Source organism: Vibrio sp. 1F253 (genome assembly GCF_041439295.1).
Lineage (GTDB): Bacteria > Pseudomonadota > Gammaproteobacteria > Enterobacterales > Vibrionaceae > Vibrio > Vibrio tasmaniensis_A.
This window is the reverse complement of sequence record NZ_JBGONU010000016.1, coordinates 16,598-40,173: the sequence shown is the minus strand read 5'-3', so window position 1 is coordinate 40,173 and position 23,576 is coordinate 16,598. Positions and strand designations below refer to the sequence as shown.

At 43.1% G+C, this 23,576-nt stretch carries 18 protein-coding genes and 3 pseudogenes; 16 read left to right on the top strand and 5 right to left on the bottom strand.

From position 1 onward, the window contains the following. Nucleotides 1-60: 60 nt before the first annotated feature. Nucleotides 61-807 (bottom strand): tRNA-uridine aminocarboxypropyltransferase, encoded by a 747-nt coding sequence (locus ACED28_RS10290; RefSeq protein ID WP_012603951.1) that lies wholly within the window; start codon nt 805-807, stop codon nt 61-63. Between the two features lie 68 nt (nt 808-875). Here ACED28_RS10290 and ACED28_RS10285 point away from each other — a divergent pair, with 68 nt between their 5' ends. Beyond that, nucleotides 876-1,679 carry a sterol desaturase family protein gene (locus ACED28_RS10285; RefSeq protein WP_371709788.1) on the top strand — a complete coding sequence of 268 codons (804 nt, stop codon included), beginning with the start codon at nt 876-878 and terminating at the stop codon, nt 1,677-1,679. Nucleotides 1,680-1,902: 223 nt separating this feature from the next. Here ACED28_RS10285 and ACED28_RS10280 read toward each other — a convergent pair whose 3' ends face one another. Next, the gene (locus tag ACED28_RS10280) at nt 1,903-3,948 is read right to left on the bottom strand and encodes a methyl-accepting chemotaxis protein (protein WP_371709787.1); all 2,046 of its coding nucleotides are present in this window, start codon (nt 3,946-3,948) and stop codon (nt 1,903-1,905) included. A gap of 104 nt (nt 3,949-4,052) precedes the next feature. On the opposite strand from ACED28_RS10280, the gene ACED28_RS10275 reads away from it, so the two are divergent. Beyond that, nucleotides 4,053-4,538 carry a C40 family peptidase gene (locus tag ACED28_RS10275; protein ID WP_371709786.1) on the top strand — a complete coding sequence of 162 codons (486 nt, stop codon included), beginning with the start codon at nt 4,053-4,055 and terminating at the stop codon, nt 4,536-4,538. Between the two features lie 90 nt (nt 4,539-4,628). On the opposite strand, the gene ACED28_RS10270 is transcribed toward ACED28_RS10275, so the two are convergent. Next, complete coding sequence (locus ACED28_RS10270) at nt 4,629-4,973, bottom strand: DUF3802 family protein (RefSeq protein WP_009846752.1); 345 nt, start codon at nt 4,971-4,973, stop codon at nt 4,629-4,631. 454 nt (nt 4,974-5,427) lie between these two features. On the opposite strand from ACED28_RS10270, the gene ACED28_RS10265 reads away from it, so the two are divergent. Next, the gene (locus tag ACED28_RS10265; protein ID WP_135443057.1) at nt 5,428-6,294 is read left to right on the top strand and encodes a fructosamine kinase family protein; all 867 of its coding nucleotides are present in this window, start codon (nt 5,428-5,430) and stop codon (nt 6,292-6,294) included. Between the two features lie 115 nt (nt 6,295-6,409). Further along, nucleotides 6,410-6,613 carry a CPXCG motif-containing cysteine-rich protein gene (locus tag ACED28_RS10260; RefSeq protein WP_012603956.1) on the top strand — a complete coding sequence of 68 codons (204 nt, stop codon included), beginning with the start codon at nt 6,410-6,412 and terminating at the stop codon, nt 6,611-6,613. A 176-nt stretch (nt 6,614-6,789) separates the two neighbouring features. Here ACED28_RS10260 and ACED28_RS10255 read toward each other — a convergent pair whose 3' ends face one another. Further along, nucleotides 6,790-7,401 carry a riboflavin synthase subunit alpha gene (locus ACED28_RS10255; protein WP_371709785.1) on the bottom strand — a complete coding sequence of 204 codons (612 nt, stop codon included), beginning with the start codon at nt 7,399-7,401 and terminating at the stop codon, nt 6,790-6,792. A 161-nt stretch (nt 7,402-7,562) separates the two neighbouring features. Between ACED28_RS10255 and ACED28_RS10250 the strand changes: the two genes are divergently transcribed. Beyond that, nucleotides 7,563-8,933 carry an MATE family efflux transporter gene (locus ACED28_RS10250; protein ID WP_012603959.1) on the top strand — a complete coding sequence of 457 codons (1,371 nt, stop codon included), beginning with the start codon at nt 7,563-7,565 and terminating at the stop codon, nt 8,931-8,933. 116 nt (nt 8,934-9,049) lie between these two features. Here ACED28_RS10250 and ACED28_RS10245 read toward each other — a convergent pair. Continuing rightward, a pseudogene (locus ACED28_RS10245) lies at nt 9,050-9,881 on the bottom strand (DNA ligase). A 311-nt stretch (nt 9,882-10,192) separates the two neighbouring features. Here ACED28_RS10245 and ACED28_RS10240 point away from each other — a divergent pair. The 11 genes and pseudogenes from ACED28_RS10240 (at nt 10,193) to ACED28_RS10190 (ending at nt 23,547) form a co-directional block, all read left to right on the top strand. After that, nucleotides 10,193-10,522, top strand: a complete 330-nt coding sequence (locus ACED28_RS10240; protein ID WP_004733793.1) for an STAS domain-containing protein — start codon at nt 10,193-10,195, stop codon at nt 10,520-10,522. Nucleotides 10,523-10,584: 62 nt separating this feature from the next. Next, nucleotides 10,585-11,421, top strand: a complete 837-nt coding sequence (locus tag ACED28_RS10235; RefSeq protein WP_371709784.1) for an OmpA family protein — start codon at nt 10,585-10,587, stop codon at nt 11,419-11,421. Then, a pseudogene (locus ACED28_RS10230) lies at nt 11,418-13,516 on the top strand (SLBB domain-containing protein). Before ACED28_RS10235 ends, ACED28_RS10230 begins: the two are co-directional and overlap by 4 nt. After that, nucleotides 13,516-14,205 carry a chromosome partitioning protein ParA gene (locus ACED28_RS10225; protein ID WP_371709783.1) on the top strand — a complete coding sequence of 230 codons (690 nt, stop codon included), beginning with the start codon at nt 13,516-13,518 and terminating at the stop codon, nt 14,203-14,205. Before ACED28_RS10230 ends, ACED28_RS10225 begins: the two are co-directional and overlap by 1 nt. A 561-nt stretch (nt 14,206-14,766) precedes the next feature. Further along, nucleotides 14,767-15,759 (top strand): ABC transporter substrate-binding protein, encoded by a 993-nt coding sequence (locus tag ACED28_RS10220; protein WP_371709782.1) that lies wholly within the window; start codon nt 14,767-14,769, stop codon nt 15,757-15,759. Between the two features lie 147 nt (nt 15,760-15,906). Beyond that, entirely contained in the window at nt 15,907-16,806 is a 900-nt protein-coding gene (locus ACED28_RS10215; RefSeq protein WP_019823103.1) for a proline/glycine betaine ABC transporter permease, read from the top strand. Next, on the top strand, nt 16,799-18,031 hold the full coding sequence (locus tag ACED28_RS10210) for a glycine betaine/L-proline ABC transporter ATP-binding protein (RefSeq protein ID WP_371709781.1): 1,233 nt from the start codon (nt 16,799-16,801) through the stop codon (nt 18,029-18,031). Before ACED28_RS10215 ends, ACED28_RS10210 begins: the two co-directional genes overlap by 8 nt. Before the next feature lie 656 nt (nt 18,032-18,687). Beyond that, nucleotides 18,688-19,092 carry an Hpt domain-containing protein gene (locus ACED28_RS10205; protein ID WP_371709780.1) on the top strand — a complete coding sequence of 135 codons (405 nt, stop codon included), beginning with the start codon at nt 18,688-18,690 and terminating at the stop codon, nt 19,090-19,092. 221 nt (nt 19,093-19,313) lie between these two features. Next, on the top strand, nt 19,314-20,825 hold the full coding sequence (locus ACED28_RS10200; RefSeq protein WP_371709779.1) for a sigma-54-dependent transcriptional regulator: 1,512 nt from the start codon (nt 19,314-19,316) through the stop codon (nt 20,823-20,825). Further along, entirely contained in the window at nt 20,806-21,912 is a 1,107-nt protein-coding gene (locus ACED28_RS10195; RefSeq protein ID WP_371709778.1) for a glycosyltransferase family 4 protein, read from the top strand. The genes ACED28_RS10200 and ACED28_RS10195 overlap by 20 nt, the downstream gene beginning before the upstream one ends. A gap of 258 nt (nt 21,913-22,170) precedes the next feature. Continuing rightward, nucleotides 22,171-23,547 (top strand): annotated as a pseudogene (locus tag ACED28_RS10190) (O-antigen ligase family protein). The last annotated feature ends 29 nt before the right edge of the window (nt 23,548-23,576 follow it).

Below are 23,576 nucleotides of genomic sequence, written 5' to 3'. Positions count from 1 at the left end.
ACAAACTTATCCCGTGTTTGAGTTTGTTTGAACAACAAGTCAGCACAAAGCGGTTAAAGGTTAGAGTGACTTCTCACTTTTAGTATGATCTATGAAAGCATTCAGGCTCGGTTTGGTTGGATCTGACTTATAACGTGTCTTACTTAACATGTAACTTTCCCGAAATGTCTCAAACCATAGCTGTAAAGTCTTGGCACCCTGCTCTTCACCAGCCTGTTTCAAAACCAAGCTCGCCACTTCTGCTGTCGAAAGATGTTGTTCGTTGTCTGACTTTCGCATCATGTATTGAGAAACTGACTCAGGCTCAATCGATAACACAGGTAAATCTTGCAGATATTCTGAGCGACGAAAAATTCGACGGGCCTCGCGCCAGCTACCATCAATAAAGATCAGCAATAGTGTCTTATTCGAATCCCGCATTTCGCCCAGATCCGTAACCACGCGCGTTTTGTCGTCGGTATAGTCTTCGGGGAACACGATCACAGGTTGGTATTTGTCGTCTTTTAGAACATCCAACATCTCTTGATTTGGCTCAGTACGATGCCAAAGGTAGGCGTAACTGTCTTTTACCGTATCAACAATCAAACGACCGGTGTTACTTGGTTTTAAGATTTCGTTGTCTGACAAGATCAACATAGTCGCGACGTTCGTATCAATGTTAGGTTGATGCTCGCAGATACAGCTGTCTTGTTTTATTTTACAGAACTCACATCGCACTACTTTACACCCGCGCGCATTAAACGGCTTAGTAGCAATGGATAAACGGTGTTGATATAAACGGTGAAAAGCGTGGATTCTCATGGACAATAACGATAGATCTAGAAAAGTGGCACGATTGTACTTACAGTGACCCTAGAATGATAGAAGGAATTCCCATGCAAGACCCATCCCTGCTTCGCCTTGTTTGTTTTATTGTCGTTTTTGGATCATGTGCGCTTTGGGAGTACCGCTTTCCACGTAAAACGCTGACTCAGAGTAAATGGTTTCGTTGGGGAAACAACTTTGCGTTGGTTGCTTTAAACAGTTTTCTATTAGCCACTCTGATTCCTATCGCAGCATTCCAAGCGGCGGTTATCGCACAAGAAAACCAATGGGGTCTGTTCAATACCCTGTCACTTCCGAAAGAGCTCACCATTCTGGCCTGCGTATTACTGTTAGATTGCGCCATTTACCTGCAGCACTTGGTGTTTCACCGTGTTCCTTGGTTGTGGAAGCTACATCGGGTTCACCATGCGGACCTAGATATCGATGCCACAACCGGAACGCGCTTTCATCCAATTGAGATGATTCTTTCAATGCTGATTAAAGTGAGTTTAGTGATCGCGCTTGGTGTACCTGTCATCGCTGTTGTCATCTTTGAAATTGTTCTTAACGCCAGTGCGATGTTTAACCACAGCAATGCGCGTCTGCCTCTGTGGATTGATAAGCGATTGAGAAAAGTGATTGTGACACCAGACATGCACCGCGTTCATCATTCGGTCATTGTTAAGGAAGCGCACTCAAACTTTGGTTTTTTCTTATCGGTGTGGGACATTTGGTTCAAAACCTATCGCGCTCAACCTAAGCTTGGCCATGATAACGTTCAGATTGGCGTTCCAGAGATTCAAGATGGTAAAGAGCAACGGTTAGACTTAATGCTACGTCAGCCATTTGCACGATTCCCGACAACGAAAGACTAGGTTCGAATTCAGTTGAGTCTCAAGTTTAAACTGAGGTCAAACCTATCTTAATAACAAACCTGTCTCTATAACAAACCCGTCTCCATAACAAACCAAGCTTAATACCAAAGCAAGTCGCCCTTAAATTCTTATGAGAACTTAAGGGCGTTTCTGTATCAATAGGAATTTAAGCGTAGCTAGTGCTTCAACTATTATGCTGTCAGGCTTAACTCAACACGCTCGTTTATTTCAACACGTATTTATGAAGCATAGCTTGTTGGTGTCCTGCTATCTCTCCGACTTGCTCTGAACTCTCGATCATGGATTCAAGCTGTAACTTAGTATTCTCGCCTTGTTCAGAAACACGAGTGATCGAATGTGTCACATCCACCGTTGCACGTGCTTGTTGCTCAGTCGCCACCATGATTTGCTCAACACGCCCTTTGATCTGGCTAACCGCTAATTCGATTTTCTCGAAGGCCTGCTTTACATCGCCACTGGTTTCCAGTGCATTCGCCATTTCGCTTCTCGATTCTGTTACAGAAGCGCGTGATCGGTCAGCGGCTGCCACCAATTCATTCATCATATTTCGTATATTAGTGGTTTGCTGAGAAGTATCGCTGGCAAGTTTTCTGACTTCATCGGCAACCACTGCAAAGCCTCGGCCTTGATCTCCTGCTCTCGCTGCTTCTATTGCTGCATTCAATGCGAGTAAGTTAGTGTTGTCAGCAATGCCACTGATCATGTCGACCATTTCCCGAATCTGTTTAACACGTCCGTCTAAGTCGGCCATCGATTCTTCATTCATGCTTAAAGAGTGTTCTAGTGCATGCAGTCGCTGCTGGTTAAGTCCAACAACTTGACTCCCTGTCACTGACTCATTTTCAGCAAGCTGGGCGTCATCATTTGAGGCGTTAGAAATACGTGCAATTTCACCAATAGATGCTTCAAGCTCTGTAATGGTGGTAATCATGTTCTGAAGTGATTCATTTTGCTCGTGTAAGCTTGAGTTAGTTTGCTCTGCGGCATCGTGACTGACTTCCGCTGTTTGATAAAGCGTTTCACAGTTTCGTGTTACCAAACGCACCGAATCAGCGGTTGAGTTGACAACAGAATTAAGTTTTGATGCGATAACTTGCAATTCCAATGGGCCAACTAATTGACTCTGTTTTGAAAAATCGTGTTCCGCGAGTAAGCTCATTTGTTGAGTAATGTTTCTGAGTCCTTTGTTCACCCAGCGACGTAACACCAACCATGAAATAGAAATGATGGCCGTTATCACTAATCCACTAATAAATAGTACTTTGTCTATCGTCGCAATTGTCTGATTGACCACAAACTCGCTTTCATCAATTAAAATGGAAGCGGTGTTCGATAGTTGATTTAAGGTCCCTATCACGGTGTTAGCCAGATAGATGACTTTTGCTAAGTCGGCTTCTTGTTGCTCAACAAGTTCTAGCTTTTGCAGGATTTGTCTTAATACACCGTTATCTGCAAAGCCAGATTTAACCATCTCATAAGGCGCTGTTAAGCTTGCGAACTCTACGATGTCTGGATGCCATTCAGAAAAGTCATCATACGCGAGGTTAATGCCTGCAATTCGATTTCGAAGCTCTCTGTATTCGTCTTGCGCTTTTTCTAAGTCTGATTGCATCATCAACATTAGGAAGGTGTTCGCCATTGCAGAAGCACTCGCTGTGAATCGGTTAGCCGCATCGGAAGCCTCTGGGTTGTTCTGAACAAGGAAAGAACTGATACGGTTCATTTCAGGTCCGATGGAACTCACACCATAGCGAAACTCAGTGACTTGGCCATCGATGAGGTTTTGCTTATTCTGAATTTCGATTTGTGACGTCAACACTTGGCTAGTCATCAATTGTAAGGTCGCCATGTTCTCGATTAAGTTTTGTTTTTGTTCAACGGAAATCGCGTCAGGAAAAGATTGGGATATGAAGAGGAGTTCTTCTAGCGTTTGGTTACTTTCGGCAACTAACACGTCGATCGAGTTGCCTGTTGTGCTAAGCGTATTTAGGTCGGTTGATTGGGTGCTATAAGTAAGAAGTTTTACCTGCTCCAACACGCTTTGTGTTAATTCGGCGTTGTTTAATGCAAGAGGTAATGCTTGTTCCGAAAGTGCTTCAAAATGGCCCCCGACCCGATCGACGCCTCGGAGACTGACCAAAGATAAAAAGATGACGAGTAAAAGAATGGAAATAAATACAGCGGTGACAGTTTGAATGAGCGAGAATGTATAACGTGAAGGTTTTATTGATAAATTTGTGTCGGGCATGTGAAATCCAGTTTGACTACGAAAAAAGATATCCTTAAGTTAGTTCGTATACTAGAAGTCCTTGATGACGTTTATATTTCAGTTTTTTGTCAGAAGAGTTACATATGAAATTCAGAAAAATGGCTGTAGTTACAATAACTTTAGCAACATTGGCTGCTTGTAGCTCTACGCCATCCCCTTCTCAGCTTAGTCAAACCGCACACAAGCCTCTGTCAAAGTTAGAGCAATCAACGACCAATGCGTATATGAGTGTGTATGAACAGTGGAAAGGTGTGCCATATCATTTCGGTGGGACTTCATTTAGAGGCGTAGATTGCTCTGCTTTCGTTCAAATCGCAGTGCAAACTGCGACCCAGCAAGCCTTACCGAGAACCACAAAAGCTCAAGTTAAAAAGGGAAAGGAAATAGCGTCTGGACAGGCAATAAGTGGTGACTTGGTGTTTTTCAAAACATCGATGACGGTACGACACGTCGGTGTATATTTAGGAAACAATCAATTCCTACATGCTTCGACATCGAAAGGTGTCATTATATCGAGATTGGATAACCCTTATTGGGCCTCTAAGTTTTGGCATTTTAGGCGTTTATAGTGATTAAAAGATTAACTGATAACACAGTTGCTTTGAAGGTACTATTTAAACGCCTATCGCTGTTTAGCCAGTAAATGTACTAGAAGCTAATTAGTCGTATTGAGCGACCGCAGTATCAAACAGATTCTTCACTAATGCGATGTATTCATCTAAGAATACAATTTGTTCGTTAGTCGCTTTTTTTGACCATACACCAGCTAACACTTCACCTAAATCAGCCACCACTGAATCCGCTTCTTTCAATAGTTGAAAACGAACGCTTGAATGTAACTCAGGGTTTTGCTCGAAAATAGCCATGATGTTTGTTGATATCATGTCAGTGATGATGTCTTCGACACTTTCATTTCCTGTATCACCATTACTATTAGTAAAGACATCTAGGTTAAATGATAAGTGTTCGATCAAAGCCAAATAGCCATCGGTTTCTACAACCACAATAAATCTCCGTTTAAGCTCAAGAGCAGATTAATATGTACCTACCTAATACTATGTATATGAGTCTGTTTGTCATCTCTTTATTACTAAAAACTGTATTAAAGTGATCCGAGTTAGCATTTAAGCTTAAATTTCAATCAAAACACCCTAACTTCACCAAACACACCTAAAATATAGTGAAAAATAATCTCAACCTATTTCTGCGATTCTATTGTATGAAAATCATCATGCCGTGAGATTAGTTCCAAACTATTTCCTTATATCATTCTCAATTTCTGTTTTGATTTCAAAGGGCTTGAATCAGTTCGAGTTCACAAATCAGCCAATTGATTCTACATTAGTTGAAGAAGAGCCAAGAACATTGACGAGTGCGTCTATAAATTGCTCAGATTTATCCTAAACTATTGCTATTAAACAAACAGTATTTCTAACCTTCAGTCTTTGAGGATTTCCTATGTGGCAGGCCATTTCTCAACAACTTTCAGATACTCTTCTATTTAACTTCCAGATAACTGAACGTACCAAGGTTTCTGGTGGCGACATTAACGATTGCTATATGATTAGCGATGGTAACGAACGTTACTTTGTAAAAGTGAACCTGCGAGAATTTTTACCTAAGTTTGAAATTGAAGCTGAGAACTTACGCTTGTTAAGAGAAACTTCTACCGTTTATGTTCCTGAGTTGGTACTGATTGGTAAAACCAAAGAATGCTCGTTCATTATCCTTAATTACTTGCCGACCAAGCCGCTTGAAACAAGCAATAATAGCTATGACTTTGGCGTTCAACTTGCTCAATTGCATCAATGGGGTGAACAGAAAGAGTTTGGTTGTGACCAAGACAATTATATTGGTAGCACCCTTCAACCCAACCCTTGGCATAAGAAATGGGGGCGTTTTTTCTCTGAGCAACGCATTGGCTTCCAACTGCAATTGTTAAAAGAAAAAGGCATCGAATTCGGCGATATCGATGACATTGTTGATGTAGTGAATATGCGTCTTGCAGGCCACAACCCTCGCCCTTCTTTGCTTCATGGCGATCTTTGGAACGGTAATGTTGCTAACTCAGCCTTTGGGCCAATCTGTTACGATCCCGCTTGTTATTGGGGCGATCATGAATGTGATTTAGCGCTAACTGAACTGTTTGAAGGGTTTTCAAAAGAGTTTTATGAAGGTTACCAGAGCATCAATCCACTCGACGTTGGCTATACTGATCGGAAAGACATTTATAATTTGTACCATCTTCTCAACCACTGCAATCAATTTGGCGGCGAGTATTTAGCACAAACTGAGGCGTGTATTCAGAAGATACAGGCCGTTTAACACCAATCACAGCTAACTACTGCGATCGATATAAGTGCAACGTTCGATATCGCTATTTGTTACGCCCCATACAAGCTACTACGATTAGTGCAAGTTACAGTGAGGAGAATTCGCCATGCATAAATACACAGAGAAACATGTTTCTTGCCCCCATTGTGGTCATGCAATTAGCATAACGCTGGATGCTTCTAATGGGAGCCAAGATTTTTACGACGATTGCCCTGCATGTTGCAATGCAATTCATCTGGACATGCAGGTTGATGAATTGAGAGACAGAATCCATCTCTCGATTGATGCAGACGACGAACAAGTGTTCTAACACAATTACTCTCTTGTCGAGCTGGAGCTACACCTCGATTTAAAGCTACACCTCGATTTTGAAGCTAGCCTAGAAAACACAAAAATAAAAAAAGAGCACTTAATGTGCTCTTTTTTAATATCTTCGACTTTTACTTAGTCAACGCTTTTTGGGCAAGTGTTATTGATGAACCGCTACTACGACGTCTGGTTTGCTAGCACGCGCTCAACAGTATCAACAATCGCTTGTGTTTGAGGATCAAACTCAATATTTACTTGGTCGCCTACTTCGCGGCTGCCAAACAAAGTGCGATTTAGCGTTTCAGGAATCAAGTGTACAGAGAAACGGTTCTCTTCCACTTCACCTATCGTCAATGAACAACCATCAACGCCAATATAACCCTTGCTCAATACATACTTCATTGATTCCTGTGGCAACTCAAACCAAAGCGTGCGGTTGTTTTCAGTCTTGATCACATCCACTAAGTTCGCCATCAACGTAATGTGGCCAGACATACTATGCCCGCCAATTTCATCACCAAATTTTGCGGCTCGCTCAACATTCACTTTATCACCAACAGTCAGTTGGCCTAAGTTCGTCAATCGCAATGTGGCTTGCATCAAATCAAAAGCAATGTGGTTTCCTGAAATTTCCGTTACCGTTAAGCAACAACCGTTATGAGCTACTGAGGCACCAATCGCTAATCCCTCAACCATTTCGTTGCTTAGCTCAATGGTATGAGTCTGAAACAACTCTTTTTTGTTTATAGCAACCAGTGTTGCCATGCCTTGAACGATACCTGTAAACATAAGATTCCTATTTAGCATTCTAATAACAGTTTTTCATAGCAGTTATTGTGACATTTCTTTATGATTCGTCCAGTGGAAGCTTAAGATCATTGTCTCTGATTCCTTCAGAATGTCCTTTCCTACACTATTATTCTAATTTTCCCTCTTATTTGGAGTTGTTTGTGCATCGTTACAAAGAAGAATCCTCGAATCTAATCAAACTTGCGACCCCAGTATTGATCGCATCTGTTGCACAAACTGGAATGGGTTTTGTCGATACCGTAATGGCCGGTGGTGTAAGTGCTATCGATATGGCGGCGGTTTCGATTGCAGCAAGTATCTGGCTACCATCAATCTTATTTGGTGTGGGTCTGTTGATGGCGTTGGTTCCTGTCGTTGCACAACTTCATGGTTCTGGTAGACAAGTAAAAATTCCATTTGAGATTCAACAAGGTGCGTTTTTAGCGCTTGTCATCTCCCTTCCAATCATTGGCGTACTTTTTCAGACACAACTGATATTGGAGTGGATGGACATAGAACAACTCATGGCAGAAAAAACCATCGGTTATATGAATGCGGTGATGTTTGCTGTCCCTGCATTTTTGTTGTTCCAAACATTGAGAAGCTTTACAGATGGTATGTCTTTAACTAAGCCTGCAATGGTGATTGGTTTTATTGGCTTGCTATTAAACATCCCGCTTAACTGGATGTTCGTATACGGAAAGCTTGGCGCTCCCGCTCTGGGTGGTGTTGGCTGTGGCGTTGCAACGGCTATCGTATATTGGGTGATGTTTGCTCTGCTATTCGCTTACGTTTTAACATCAAAGCGTTTGGCTAAAATCAATATCTTCGGTACGTTCCACAAGCCTCAGCTCAAAGCACAAATTCGTTTGTTTAAACTAGGCTTTCCAGTTGCTGCTGCTATCTTCTTTGAGGTGACGCTATTTGCTGTTGTTTCTCTGTTGGTTGCCCCTCTTGGGTCTTTGGTTGTCGCCGCACACCAGGTTGCAATTAACTTCTCGTCACTGATATTTATGATACCAATGAGTATCGGTGCCGCCGTGAGTATTCGTGTTGGTCATAAGTTGGGTGAAAACAACACTGAAGGAGCGAAAATCGCGACACACGTGGGAATCATTGTTGGTTTAGTCACAGCCCTAATGACAGCTACATTGACGGTACTATTCAGAGAGCAAGTTTCGTTACTGTACACAGAGAATACGGCGGTAATTACTGTTGCAATGCAATTACTATTGTTCGCTGCAGTTTATCAATGTACTGACGCAATCCAAGTTATCGCTGCAGGGGCTTTGCGTGGATACAAAGACATGCGTTCGATCTTCAACATTACTTTCGTTGCTTACTGGTTGCTTGGTCTTCCTATTGGCTACATTTTAGGAATGAAAGATTGGATTGTTGAGCCTATGGGCGCGCACGGTTTCTGGGTTGGGTTCATTGTTGGTCTAACGTCTGCAGCTATTATGCTAGGTATGCGTCTGCACTGGATGCACAAACAAGACGACGATGTGCAGTTAGAATTTAGCTCTCGCTGAGTTCTAACTCACTCAACCGGTATCCCTGATATTAAATACGAAAAAGAGCTCTGATATTCAGAGCTCTTTTTCGTTTACTGTGTATGACTATATTGTACTGAACAATCTGATTGGTATTAATACTCACTCTTTTCTCTAACGAAGCGCGCAAACTTGGTTTTTCCATTTTGAGTAAAGCCATTGTAGCGAAAGGTAATACGGCTGCCGATCTCAGGCGGCGCAAGTCTCATTTGATCACTGAACCCGCTTCCGATATAAAACTCAACCCCTTCTTCCGTGTGAACCAAAATCGAACCCATCATCCCTTTATACTTCCCTGTCCCGCCTTTGTAGCCAATAACTGTGGCTTCGGCATCGTGATGCCTTTTTAGTTTTAACAGGTCATTGCTTCGACCTGCTTGATAACGACTGGTGATCTTTCTGAGCATCAAACCTTCGCCATTACGTTCATCGACATTGTCTAATTGATAAAACAGAGCTTCTTCATTTTGAATAGGTACATGTTCGACGTAGCTGACATGAGGTTCTCCAATCATACTTACCCAATGCAATATGTTGTAATAGCGCTTTTGATAATCGCCAGTAGCCCCTGGCATATAAGTCTATTTGGCGCCACGCAACATCACTAGGTGTGTGATCGAGGACGGTAGATTGGACTAAGTGGAACTTTCCTCTTCCTGCCCAGAGCTCCCCTTCAAGGTGTACCTTCGGTAAGTTTTTTGTAAACCACTTCGGTGAGTAAATGCGATTCCCATTTCGAGTATAAAGGTGTTGTCCGTCCCAAAGAGCACGAATCCCATCAAGCTTTTCACTCTTCCAGTATTCAGAAACATCAATGCCTTGTTGGTATGTGTTTGCGAGCACCAGATGATCAGGCGGTAAATAGGATGAATGAGAAGAAAGCGAACATGCCCATAGAGTGGCTATCGCCAATTTGGTTAATCTCATCATCTGCTCCGTATTAATATCTGTAGTGGTCAACAAATGCCTTTAATCCTAAGCGCTCTAACACACAGTTAGACAATCTTTGCTAGAAGATGCGATCAACTCATCAACCTTATCTAACCTTTACTTTCATTCATTAAATTAATGGCTTATGGCTCTCATATGTTCCGCCGTTTTTAGTTCTCATATTGAGAAACCAACTTTCTCAATATGAGATAGAGATTAGCAGTCGATTTAAGTTTTTGAAAAATATAAATATAAAAGTTGGCACATTCAGTGCAATTGTTCATACATACTGAAAAGGAGATATCGCTATGGAACTACGTAAGATTGATTTGAATACAACCACACTAACTCTTTCTATCTTCGGTGATTTAGACGCAGCGGGAAGCCGTGATGCTCAGACTGATATTGACGATGTAATCTCAAATGACGGCCACCCTGAAATCGAAGTCGATTTTAGCCAAGTTGAGTTTTTAGATTCATCTGGTGTTGGCGCGATTGTCTACATGTTCAAACGCCTAACTGAACGCGAACGCAACATGCGACTTGAAAATGTAACTGGTCAGCCTCTTGAAATTATGAACTTGTTACGTATTGGCCACGCTATCCCAGTAAATTCAAAAAATCCTACAAATTCATGAAGATCCACTAAGCTAGAAGTAACAAAACATAATAATAAAAAGTAAAAACATAGGACGTTGGCATGAAAATACTGAAAAGCTACATAGCCCTTTCTCTGTCTGCTTTAGTTCTAGGTGGCTGTACTAGCTACCCTGAACAAGGCACTGGCGGCTTGGCTGAAAGTTATGACTCTATTAACTACCAAAATTCCGACTTTTCTCCTGTCATGCCAGACGAACCTCTTGGTCCTGAACACGGATTACGTTTTGATTGGCAACTGGCTAAATTACATCTTGATGCCTTGGTTCAAGAAGGCGCTCGCTGGTGCTTCCCCGCTGCTGTTGTGCAAGCGATAGAAAAGCAAAATCGTATCGCTCGCGAACTACAAGGTGGCCTGCTTCTAGATGCGGCAAACGACCTAGTCATTCAAAGAAAACGTTTAAACGAACTTGAAGTCCAACTGGACTATGTGACGTCACAAGCACGGTGTGAACCACCAAAAAATGAAAACCAATTTAGAATGCAATTGTCGGTTATCGAACAGTTGTACGACCTGCTTAATGTTGACAACCAATTCGCGGAAAACTCTACTGAAGTCAATCCCAAATACATGGGACGACTTGCCGAGGCAACGACGCTACTGAAAGAACATAAATCTCTAGACCTTGTTGTTACCGGCCATGCTGATGCCACGGGTATTGAAGAATATAACGATGACTTGGCACTTGGACGTGCTAAACAAGTCGAACGCTACCTAACTATTTTTGGCTTAGGTGCTCAGCGAATCAAAGCAGTGTCTGTTGGCGAAACGGTTCCTCTTTTTGAAGGCGAATCAGACGGTACGCGTTTAACCAACCGCAGAGTGAGTATTGAAGTTATCTCCCCTAAAAATGCCGAGAAAATGGGAGGTGGATTATGAAATCATTGATCGCTTTTATCATCACCCTATCGTTAAGCTTTACGTGTGTCGCGAATGCGAGCAAAGAGTTTTCAGACGCAGTTCAAGTCGGTGACCTTATTCAAGTAAACGTACCCGGTGAAAGTACGTTGAACAAAGGGTTTCAAGTGGATAAACGTGGCCGAATTACCCTTCCTGAAGTGGGGGCCGTATTTGTTGCGGGTTATAACAGCGAGCAACTTAACAAAGTCGTTTTAGAGTCACTGGCTACCGCTTATAAAGATCTTTCAAACGCTTCGGTATATGTAAAAGAGCAGCAAATTATCATCTACGTGCAAGGTTATGTAGAACAACCCGGTGAATACACACTGGCGTTAGGCTCAAGTATCCAAATGGCACTCTACGCAGCAGGTGGATTACGTCCCGGCGCACAACTGGACAAATTGATACTTAAGCGAGGTGCGGACAAGAAAGAGTTTAACTACAAACGATTCCTTGATTCAGGTGATGAATCAACACTACCTACTCTGCAATCACTGGATTCATTATTCGTTCCAGCTTCCCCATTAGTCGGTAACATCGAGCAAGAGTTTGACGCAGCAAAGCTTGCAAACTCAGGTGACAGTGCTGACTCTCGCAATTCGATTAAAGTGTTTGGTGAGGTAAACGCGCCAGGTTCGTTCACTTACAAAGAGAATACCGACCTTGTCGACGTATTAATGCGTTCAGGCGGGGTAACTCGCTATGCCAGTGTTGAACAAATCCGTGTAATTTCAAATAATACGCCTACGCTGTTCAACCTTAAGCGTTATTTGGATTCTGGTGACGAAAGCCTACTTCCAATCTTACGCCCAGGTGCAACCATTTTTGTGCCGAAGCAAGAGGAAGAGATCAAATCCGGCGCAAACATGGTTTACGTTATGGGTGAAGTCGCTGCCCCTGGCGCTTTTGAAGGAAAGAGAGACGCGACCTTCATGGATATCCTTGCCAATGCCGGCGGCCCGACTCGATTTGCAGAGTCGCGTCAAATACGCGTAATCAAAGCGGATGGTCGAGTACTTAAATTCGATTTAGCGGCTTACACTGAAGGCTTGCCTAACTCTAACCCACCGAATATTAAAGCCGGTGACGCGATCTTTGTTCCTGAGAAAACCGACATGAACGAGAAATCTTGGTTAAAGATTGCACCAGACCGAGCAGTTAACGTGATCGGTGAGGTGAATCGACCTGGTCGTATAGAATGGTCAGATGAAATGAACTTTATGGGATTATTGGCACACGTCGGCGGCCCCACGCTACGCGCTGACACATCGAAAATTGAAGTCGTAACGGGTAGAAAGTTGGTTGTGTTTAATCTTGATGATTTCATCAGAAATGGTGCACCACGAGATCTGATGCCACAAATTCGTGCAGGCTCTATCGTCCGTGTCCATGACTTACCACAAGATCCGTCAGACAATAAATCTCAATGGGTACGTCAAAGCTCTGATGCTTCGATCTACATTTTTGGACAAGTGAATGCACCGGGTCGTTACCGCTTCACCAAAGACATGCACTTTCTTGACATTTTGTCTGCAGCTGACGGGCCTACTAAGGATGCCGATATACACAACGTTCGTGTCACGCATCGTGATAAAACCTACTCTAAAGTAAGCAAACTCAATCTATCGCTCTACTTTGAAACCGGTGACGAATCGTTACTGCCAAATGTAACCACAGGTGACACTATTTATATCCCAGAGAAAGGTAAAAATTGGTTAGATACACCGAAAGAAGAAACCGTACGTGTACTTGGCGCGATTAACAACCCAGGACGTTATGTGTTCAACGACAACATGACCATTTTAGATATATTGGCAGAGGCGGCGGGCCCTACTGATAACGCTTACGTAGAGAAAATTACCATTGTGAATATGTCTTGTTGCCAAGGTCAAGCTCGTACCTTCGACCTTGTTGAATTCAGCAAAACAGCCAACATTTATAACCTACCAGTACTGCGCGCTGGTGACACTATCTACATCCCAGATCGCCGAGAGAGCTTTATGGAAAAAGCTCGTGTAGGTCTAAAGACATATTACGTCTAACAACAATGATCGTCTTAATAGGAGCTTTATAATGACTATTTCAGCAATCCAAGCAGAAGTAGAACAACTGTATCTAGCTTCTGAACTTAACGGACAGAAATCGATTTGCGTGACTGCCTGTCATTCAGGTGACGGCGTAACCTCTATTGCAACTGCATTAGCAGAACGTTTTCTCCTTGCTGGTCATTCTACGCTTTATGTTGACCTCAACTTATACAATCCTGCTTTTAAAGATTTGAACATGTTGGAAGACAATCAACAGGGACAGTTAATTGAACATGTCGAGTCTCATCGTACGTTTATCGGTGTCCCTGCTCCACAAATCGCATCAACGCAATTGGCTTATAAAGATCCGACAACGTTACAAAAAGTGGTGAACAAATGGTTAGACAAATACGATCGAGTCATCATTGATACCTCACCGCTTCTCAACATAAACAAAGGCAACATTCCGGCGCAATCCGTCGCGAGTGCTTGTGATAGTACATTGATGGTTGTCGCCTATGGTGAAACCTCTAGTCACCACCTAGAGCAAGCGAAAAACCTGCTTGATGCGCAGAGTATCAATCTTATGGGTTGTGTGATGAACATGAAACAAACACCTAGCTTTGCACAAGAGTTGGTAAGACAAATCAATCGCATGAAATTCCTTCCAACTAAACTTCGCGATAGCTTGGCCAATAAGCTTTACCAAAATGAGTTTTTAAACCTACCGATGTAACTTTTCTGTGCAACTATAGCTTTCTTGTGCATCTGTATGGCTGTCATTAAACCCTGACAGCCACCGCTCCTATTGGACTTTACGCCCAAACACCCCAAAACCAAGTTGGGTGTTTTGGCGAAATTATTGTTAAAAATACGATTTTAAAAACCAATCAACGCATTTTACACACTTCGATCGTGGTCTTACCACCTTTAAAACCCTTCAAAAATCAACCGCCCATGCCTAACTTTATCGGTAATGTGACACAGACGGTTAAAGTGCCATGTAAATCGCATCAAAGATGGAATTCGTACGATTATTCCCTAAGATTATAAATAGAGGTGGTTTTTGACGAATTTGTAATAGTTTGACAAAGTTATCCGATGGCTGTTGAAACACAGTGGATGAATTGGCAAATCACACTTCACTGACTTTGCACATTTATCTATTCAAACTTCACCCATCCCTCCTTCTGCTCAAATGGTTCAAATACACGAAAAGGATCACCATCGAGCAATTTAGATAATCAATTTACCTTGGTTACCTTAGTTGTATTATTAAAGAGAAAGGAAACTCAATATGAAATACAAGTTAAGCTCCGTATTTTTGTTAGTAGCAGCAGCCAGCGGTAATGCTAACGCTGGAGAATGTGGCAGCGTAACAATCGCAGATATGAACTGGAACTCTGCAACACTGATCGCTAATATCGACCAATTCATCCTAGAACATGGTTATGGGTGTGATGCCGAACTTATCCCTGGCGACACTATGCCAACAGGCACATCCATGATTGAAAAAGGCCAGCCTGATGTTGCACCTGAACTTTGGAGCAACAGCTTAAAAGACGCATTAGATAAAGGTGTCGAAGAAAAACGTCTTCGCTATGCAGGTAAATCACTTGTGAACGGCGGCGAAGAAGGTTTTTGGGTTCCAGCTTACCTCGTTAAACAATACCCAGAGATGGCAACCATCGAAGGCGTGCGTAAAAACGCTAGCTTATTTAAGCACCCTGAAGACCCAGATACATCAGCATTCTACAGTTGCCCAGCAGGCTGGAACTGTCAGATCAGCGCCGGAAACTTGTTTAACGCTCTTGGGCTGGAAAACAGTGGTTTCACGATTGTTGATCCAGGCTCGAGTGCCGGCTTATCTGGCTCTATCGCAAAAGCTTATGAGCGCGAAGAAGCTTGGTTTGGTTACTACTGGGCACCAACCGCTGTTCTAGGTAAATACGACATGGTTAAAGTCGACTTTGGCAGTGGCGTTAATGAGGAAGAGTTCCTTAACTGTACCACCAAAGAAGACTGTGAATCGCCAAAAGCGACCATGTACCCGCCTTCACCCGTTCACACTATCACCACTGAGAGTTTTGCGTCACGTGCTCCTGAAGCTTATGACTACTTCACTAAACGTGGTTTCACAAACGACAAAATGAACTCGCTGCTTGCTTGGATGGAAGACAACCAAGCAGATGGTGAAGAAGCAAGTCTGCATTTCTTGAGTGAATTCCCAGAAGTATGGCACCCATGGGTTTCTGAAGAAGTGGCTAAGAAAGTTGAAGCCGAACTGTAAAAGCTTGGTTTAACAACAAGTAATTACGCTTCAACAATAGAACAGAAATAACGTCGCTATACTTGATGTTATTCATGATTCGGAGCCCTTTTCATAGGCGATTACCTCATCGTATGAACAAGTGGCTCCGAACTATAAGGATATAAAATGGCTGACAGCAATTGGTTATCAAGCTTTCCAGAGATGGAACGCGGTGATTTACGAACCATAAAAAAGACGCTAGATGGCGCATACCGTGAATTTTCCCGTGAATACGGCGAAATGATTGAATCTCTCTTTGACCCTCTTCTTTCATTCCTTGTTTGGTTTGAAAAACTCCTTATCTCAACACCTTGGATTATAGTCCTCGCCGTGTGTACCAGCCTTGTCTACGCAGCAAGCCGCTCTTGGAAATTGGCTTTAGGCTGTGTCGTTTCACTGCTTCTCATTGGTTACTTTGGAATGTGGGAAGACACCATGCGGACGCTCAGTATCATTACGGTGTGTACCTTGGTTTCGATATTCTTAGGCATTCCAATTGGCATTGCGATGGCTCGTTCAAATCGGGCTCAATCTATCGTTACGCCGATGCTCGATATCATGCAAACCATGCCTGCATTCGTTTATTTGATTCCAGTGGTAATGCTACTTGGTATAGGTAAGATTCCAGGGTTAATCGCCGTCGTTATCTACGCGATTCCACCTGTGATTCGTTTGACTAACCTAGGCATACGCCTAGTCGACAAAGAAGTATTGGAAGCGGCTACAGCATTTGGGGCGAGCAAAAAACAACGCTTATGGGGTGTTCAACTTCCTCTAGCAATGCCAACGATTATGGCAGGTATCAACCAAACCATCATGATGGCACTGTCTATGGTTGTTATCGCATCGATGATTGGTGTTAAAGGCCTAGGACAACCGGTTCTTAAATCGATCACCAACCAATATTTCACATTAGGCTTGATGAATGGTTTCGCCATCGTTGCCCTCGCAATCCTTTTTGACCGCGCTTCACAGGCGTACGCAAGAAGAACTAATGCGCATTTAGGAGGATTCAAGCATGACTAAACCATTGATTGAAATTAGTGGTCTATACAAAGTGTTTGGACCGAAACCAATGTCTGTTATGAACCGAGTTCAAAACGGCGAAAACAAAGATCAGATTCTTGCGGATACGGGTCATACCGTTGGTTTGAAAGAGATTAACCTTGAGATTAACCGTGGCGAAATCTTCGTTATCATGGGGCTTTCTGGCTCTGGTAAATCTACGCTGATTCGCCACTTCAACCGTTTGATTGACCCGACTCAAGGTAAAATCATGGTTGAAGGCATTGACGTAATGAGCCTCAACACTAAAGAGTTAGAAGAGTTCCGTCGTCATAAAATGTCGATGGTATTCCAACGCTTTGGTTTAATGCCTCATCGCACAGTGGTAGAAAACGTTGCGTACGGGTTAGAAGTTCAAGGCATCAAAAAAGAAGACCGTTTAGCAAAAGCCAATGAGTGGTTAGAAACGGTGGGCTTGAAAGGTTACGGCAAGCAATACCCAGCGCAACTTTCTGGCGGTCAACAACAACGTGTTGGTCTTTCTCGAGCTCTGTGTACTAATGCTGAAATCTTATTAATGGATGAAGCGTTTTCAGCGCTCGATCCTTTGATTCGAAGTGAAATGCAAGATCAACTCATTGAACTGCAAGAGAAGCTTCATAAGACGATTGTTTTCATCACCCACGATTTGGATGAAGCACTTCGTCTCGGCGACCGAATCGCAATTTTGAAAGATGGCGAGTTGGTACAACAAGGTACGCCACATGAGATTCTGCTGAATCCAGCCGATGACTATGTAGAGGCATTCGTTAAAGACGTAAACCGTGCTCGTGCATTGACCGTTGAAACCGTTATGCAGCCCCCTCTCTATCGAATCACATCTGAAACGATTGAAGGTGCTTTGGCACAAATGAAGATGCTGAAAAATGACTACGCTTATCACGTAACGGATGAAGGCTATCAAGGTCTAGTCACACAAGAGAGCCTGCAGGATGCAGTTGAAGATTCATCGGTGCATGACTTCAGTGAAGAGATATACGAAGAAGTTCCTGCCATTTTGCCTGATGCGGTGATTGAAGAAGTGCTACCAGACACTATGTCTTGTGACTATTCTCTTCCGGTTGTTGATGAGGACGGTAACCTAAAAGGTGAACTAGAGAGAAGCGCTGTTGCTGATATCTTCTCTGAAAGTAGCGAGGATGAAGTAGAAGCCGACCCAAAGCCAAAGATTGATAAAGCTTCGTAGTTCTACTTTTCGTTATCTAAAGCACGGCTGTTTAAATTATCGCTATTTGGTTATATAGCTATTTAGATTAGCCTAAACGACTTAACCTGCTCTAAGACCACTGTTGTTAGTAACTGCAGTGGTTTTTTTTATGTGTATCGGCCTCGCTTTGTCCTGCACTCTCCCCTTTAAGCTTCTAAGTACCCAGGCTAATGGGTGCCTAAGTTTATATTTCATAAGAGAAAACAAATTTAAATCAGTTCGTTAGGTTTGTCACAAACATAGTGGCAATTCGGTCGAGAAGGCAATTAATTGCTTTGTTTGTAAGGCAAGTAGTTGAAATTATTCTAGAAAATGACTAAAACTTAATAGGGGCTGTTGACCTTTCGAGCTGTGTTTTGCAGCATCTTGTGGAAAATTAATACAAGGAAGAGGCTTTGAAGTGTAGCTGGCCTACATGAAAAGTCTCTAACGCAGTAGAAATGAACCACAAGGGCTGCCCGAAGGGTTCGGCTAAAATCGTTTTATGCTTTGTTGAAGAATATTTGCTTAGAATGACTAGGCTACATACTCTTCGCCGCACCTAAAACGATTTTATCTCGAACAAAACTTAACCACGAAAGGTCAACAGCCCCTTATACTCACGGATATTAAGCTCAACAAAAGGACTTAGTTTGATGAATTCCACTTTAGCGTCAGACACAGCTGCACATCTAAACTCACAACAAGTTAGCGAGCTTGTTGATGAAAGCGTTCTAGAGCAAATGATTCGCGATACAAGTGCGGATATTATCCCGATCTTGATCGACCATTATGTCGAAGAATCACAAACACGCTTGGTCGCCATAAAAGAGGCTGTCGCTCAGCACGACGCTCAAACACTTGAGTTCGAGGTCCACACTCTTGGCAGCACGGCGCTATCATTAGGTAATCGCCCTTTGGGTGAGTTGGCTCGCGCTTTAGAGAAGCAATGTTTAGAACAGAGTCACGATGCGGCATTTCTGCAAGTTGACGAATTACTAGAACTCGCAGAGCGTTCAATCAAAGCCTTGCTTGACAGGAAACAGGCAGGCTTCAGTTAACTTTGGATGTTCATATAAGTATCAGATAAAAACTCAACATAGTCGTTATTAATATAGTCGCCATAAAGATGCGAACCAGTATGAGTAGCAATGCGGGAAATTATACACACCGCGCCTTAAAAGATTGCATGCGGTGATAACAAATACACAAGACTCGTATTGATGGTTCCATATCACTATGTTATTGATTGGTTAGGATAAAGTTTCAAAAGGAATACACAATGCGCCCTAAGGTATTGTTAGTTGAAGACTCCACCTCACTCGCCGTACTCTACAAGCAGTACGTAAAAGACGAGCCCTACGATATCTTCCACGTCGAAACCGGCGCGGAAGCTAAGACCTTCATTGAAAGGCACTCTCCACAGCTTGTTATTCTTGACCTTAAGTTGCCCGACATGCCAGGGGAAGAAGTCTTAGATTGGATTAGTACGAGCGAAATACCGACCGCCGTCATTATCGCGACAGCACATGGCTCAGTAAACATTGCTGTAGATCTCATCCAGCGCGGTGCGGAAGACTTCTTGGAAAAGCCCATTCAAGCCGATCGACTCAAGACTTCTGTTCGCTTACATCTAAAAAGAGCGAAACTCGAAAACCTTGTCGATAACATGCAAAGCAAGTTCGATCGTGACCGCTTTCATAATTTCATCGGCTCTTGCCTTCCCATGCAAGCGGTTTACAAGATCATCGATTCGGTAGCACCAACTACCGCCAGCGTGTTTATTAACGGTGAAAGTGGTACGGGTAAAGAAGTCTGTGCGGAAGCGATTCACCAAGAGAGCCAACGCAACGGTAAGCCCTTCGTTGCTATTAACTGTGGTGCTATCCCTCGAGACCTAATGGAAAGTGAAATCTTCGGTCACGTTAAAGGTGCATTTACCGGTGCGACAACCGACCGTAAAGGTGCCGCAATGCAAGCGCATGGCGGCACCCTATTTCTCGATGAGCTTTGTGAAATGGAACTGGAGATGCAGAAGAAGCTCCTACGATTTTTGCAAACTGGGACGTTTACCCCACTCGGTGGCAACCGCGAGATTAAAGTGGATGTCAGAATTATCTGTGCGACCAACCGCGATCCACTGGTTGAGGTAGAAGAAGGACGCTTTAGAGAAGACCTTTACTATCGTGTTCACGTTGTGCCTATCGAGATGCCACCGCTTCGTGAACGAGGAAGTGACATTGTCACCCTGTCTAATCACTTCTTGAAGCTGTACGCGAAGCAAGACAAGAAGAAGTTCAAATCAATAGACAAAGAAACGCAGAATCTACTTAAACGTTGTGCGTGGCCAGGCAACGTACGTCAGTTGCAAAACATCATCCGTAACATCGTGGTGTTGAACAATGAAACGAGCGTGCCCAAAGACATGTTACCGCCTCCGATTAATAAAGTAGACGCAGCTCCAGCCACGAAATCAGTGACACCTATTCGAGTAGCTGCGCCCCAAGCTGCTGTTGTGAAAGCACCAGAAGCTAAGTTGCCACCTATTACACCGGAAGAGTTGGAGCAATCCTCAGTTGTCCCCGCTAACAACGATCCGATGACGCCCGCATTTACAACAAGCGAAGGTGCTATTCGTCCAATGTGGCAAATAGAGCGCGAAGCTATTCAGCATGCCATCAATCATTGCGATGGGAATGTGTTAAACGCTGCCGTGCTGTTAGAACTTAGCCCTTCTACTGTTTATCGTAAGAAACAGGCTTGGGAATCGGAAGATGAGTACAATCAAGCCTAACCAAGGTGTACTCAACGTAAACCTTCACGAGATTTGGCTGTTGATCGACAGCCAAACTTTTGGAGGCATAGAAACGCACGTTTTAGAGTTAGCACAAGGCCTGATATCTGAAAGCGCCCAGTATTCAGAGGCTATTCGAATCGTTCTTTTGACTAAGTTTAATCCAGAAGCGATCATCGTTGAAAAGTTGAATGCGCTGAACATCCCTTATAGTTACCTCTCCGATTTAGCCTCATACTCTGCAGGTTCAAGCGGCAATAGCGCGACACAGCTTAAACGTGCAGCTCATCATTATGAGCCAAGGCTTATCCATGCTCATGGTTACAAAGCCAGTTTGGTCAGCAAACTAATAAAGCTCCCACCTCGTTTTAACAACACCAAACAAATCACCACTTATCATGCCGGTGAAACTCCAACAGGCAAAGTATGGCTTTATGACTGGCTCGACCGTTACAGCAGCTTTCTTTCTGATCAGTCGCTCGTGGTCAGTGAGAAGATTAAAGCGAAAGTGCCGAGTAAAACCCATCAATTGAATAACTTTGTTAAAGTCCCTACCGGATTAACAAAGTCCCCTTCATCAAGCCCATTCCATGTTGGCTTTGTGGGACGATTAAGCCACGAAAAAGCGCCAGATCGATTTGTCGCATTAGCCAAACCGTTTCCTGATGTTCGGTTTGAGCTTTTTGGTGACGGGCCAGAAATGGAAGCGTTAGTTAAATCGCAGCCTGATAATGTTACCTTTCATGGGCATCAGACCAATATGGACGACGTCTGGAGCCAAATCGATTTGTTAATCATCCCTTCCCGCTTTGAAGGCTTACCTATGGCGGCATTAGAAGCCATGATTCGTGGCATTCCTGTCCTCGCCACCTCAGTTGGTAACTTGCCTAAACTCATCGAGCACCAAGTTAACGGCTACCTCGCCAATTCAGAAGCTGAACTAGAACAGTTTTTATCTTTGTGGATATCATTGTCGATTGAACAACGTGACTTTCTCAGAAGTAACGCGATAAAAACCGTCAAAAACCAATATTCGCCACAAGCTGTTGTCCCGAAGTTGTTGGAAATCTACCAACTCGATCGTTAATCCTAGCCTTAGTAAATAACTGGTTATTTTAGCTTGATAATTTAGCCGTTCTAGTCAGTTTTATACTGATTCTCAAAATGACAAATCTCAACTTAAGATTATAGTATTACTCAATAATCCATCATTAAATCAATTAGTTAACTGAGATGCATAACTGGCACTCGCTTTGCAATCTTTAACATCAGGCGTCAATACGACTTTCAAATGTATAACGATAGAGAGCAGCCATGAATAGTTTACTCAGCAATAGAGATTACAATGCTCAGCCCTGAAGCCAATAGATTGCCAGTCATCATCACTATTAGCACCTTGTGTGTTGGGCTTGGTATTGTTTAGTACTTTGTGCCTCACCCTGCTGTCATTGTCGCGCTCGCTCTTGTGCCATTAGCTGGGTTATTCGTGCTAAACAAGACATTCTGGCTAGTTCTACTGTTCGTTGTCTTTTCATTTTTCCGAATTCACGAAGCCATACCTCAACTCTATTCGTTAAAAATACCGCTGATGCTTTCATTAGGTGCCCTGTCAGCTTTACTCTGGCATGCATTAATCAGTAAAGAACTAAAAATCTTTTGGCACCCTTGTTTAAATTGGCTCGCCATATTTTGGGTATTGGTTTTCATTGGTATTATCTTCGCGTCTAACAGGCCCGTAGCATTTGCAGAATTCAAAGGTGTTTATTGGAAAATAATCGTCATGACGCTTGCGATTACTTGGTTAGTAAACACCACGGAAAATCTTGCAAAAACCGCGATGACGATTATCTACGCAGGCGCTTTAGTCAGTTTTATTGCCGTGTACAACTCAGTAAATGGTATTGGGCTTGTTGAAGGCTCGCGCGTAACTATTGGACGCGATTTTGGCTCTATGTTAGGTGACCCTAACGACTTAGCACTGGTACTGATGTTCCCACTTGCCTTTACGATAAGCCAAGCCACCACATCTGGCATTTCACGGTCCAAACGTTTAATCAGCGGGTTAGTCTGTTTGTTACTGCTCGCCGCCATTATTGCGACTCAAAGCCGTGGCGGATTACTGGGTTGTATTGCGGTGATTGGTATTTTTGCGTGGAAACTAGTTCGTTCTAAAGTCCTCTTAATCTCCGTAGGAACTATCGCGGCCATGGTGCTCTATTTAGTTGCTGGGATCTCAGACAGAGCTTCTGGTGGTGCCGCTGAACAAGGTATCGATGAATCTGCAATGGGTCGAATATATGCCTGGGAAGCGGCAGTAAAAATGGCGGTTGAGAATCCACTGACTGGCGTAGGGTTGAACAACTTCTTCTCGAACTACTTCTTTTACAGTTCGCATTGGGACGGACTGAATCACGCCGTTCACAGTACGTGGTTTGGTGTGTTAGCAGAAACAGGCTTTATTGGTCTTATCATTTTTGTCTGCCTTATCGTTTCTATGATCAAAACCTCCCGATCCACACTCACCAGATTAAAAAACTCAACCACAGAAATCGCACCTGAACTAAACGCGGTCGCCTATGCGATCTATGCAGGTCTGATTGGAACAATCGTGTCGGGTACATTTTTGACTCAAGGCTTCAACTGGCCGATTTATATCCTCGCAGCACTCACAGTTTGCGTCTCAAACGTATCTCAAACTGCCTGTCAAAATGAGAAAACCTAAAAGCCATGCTTTAACCTTTTGAAAATATT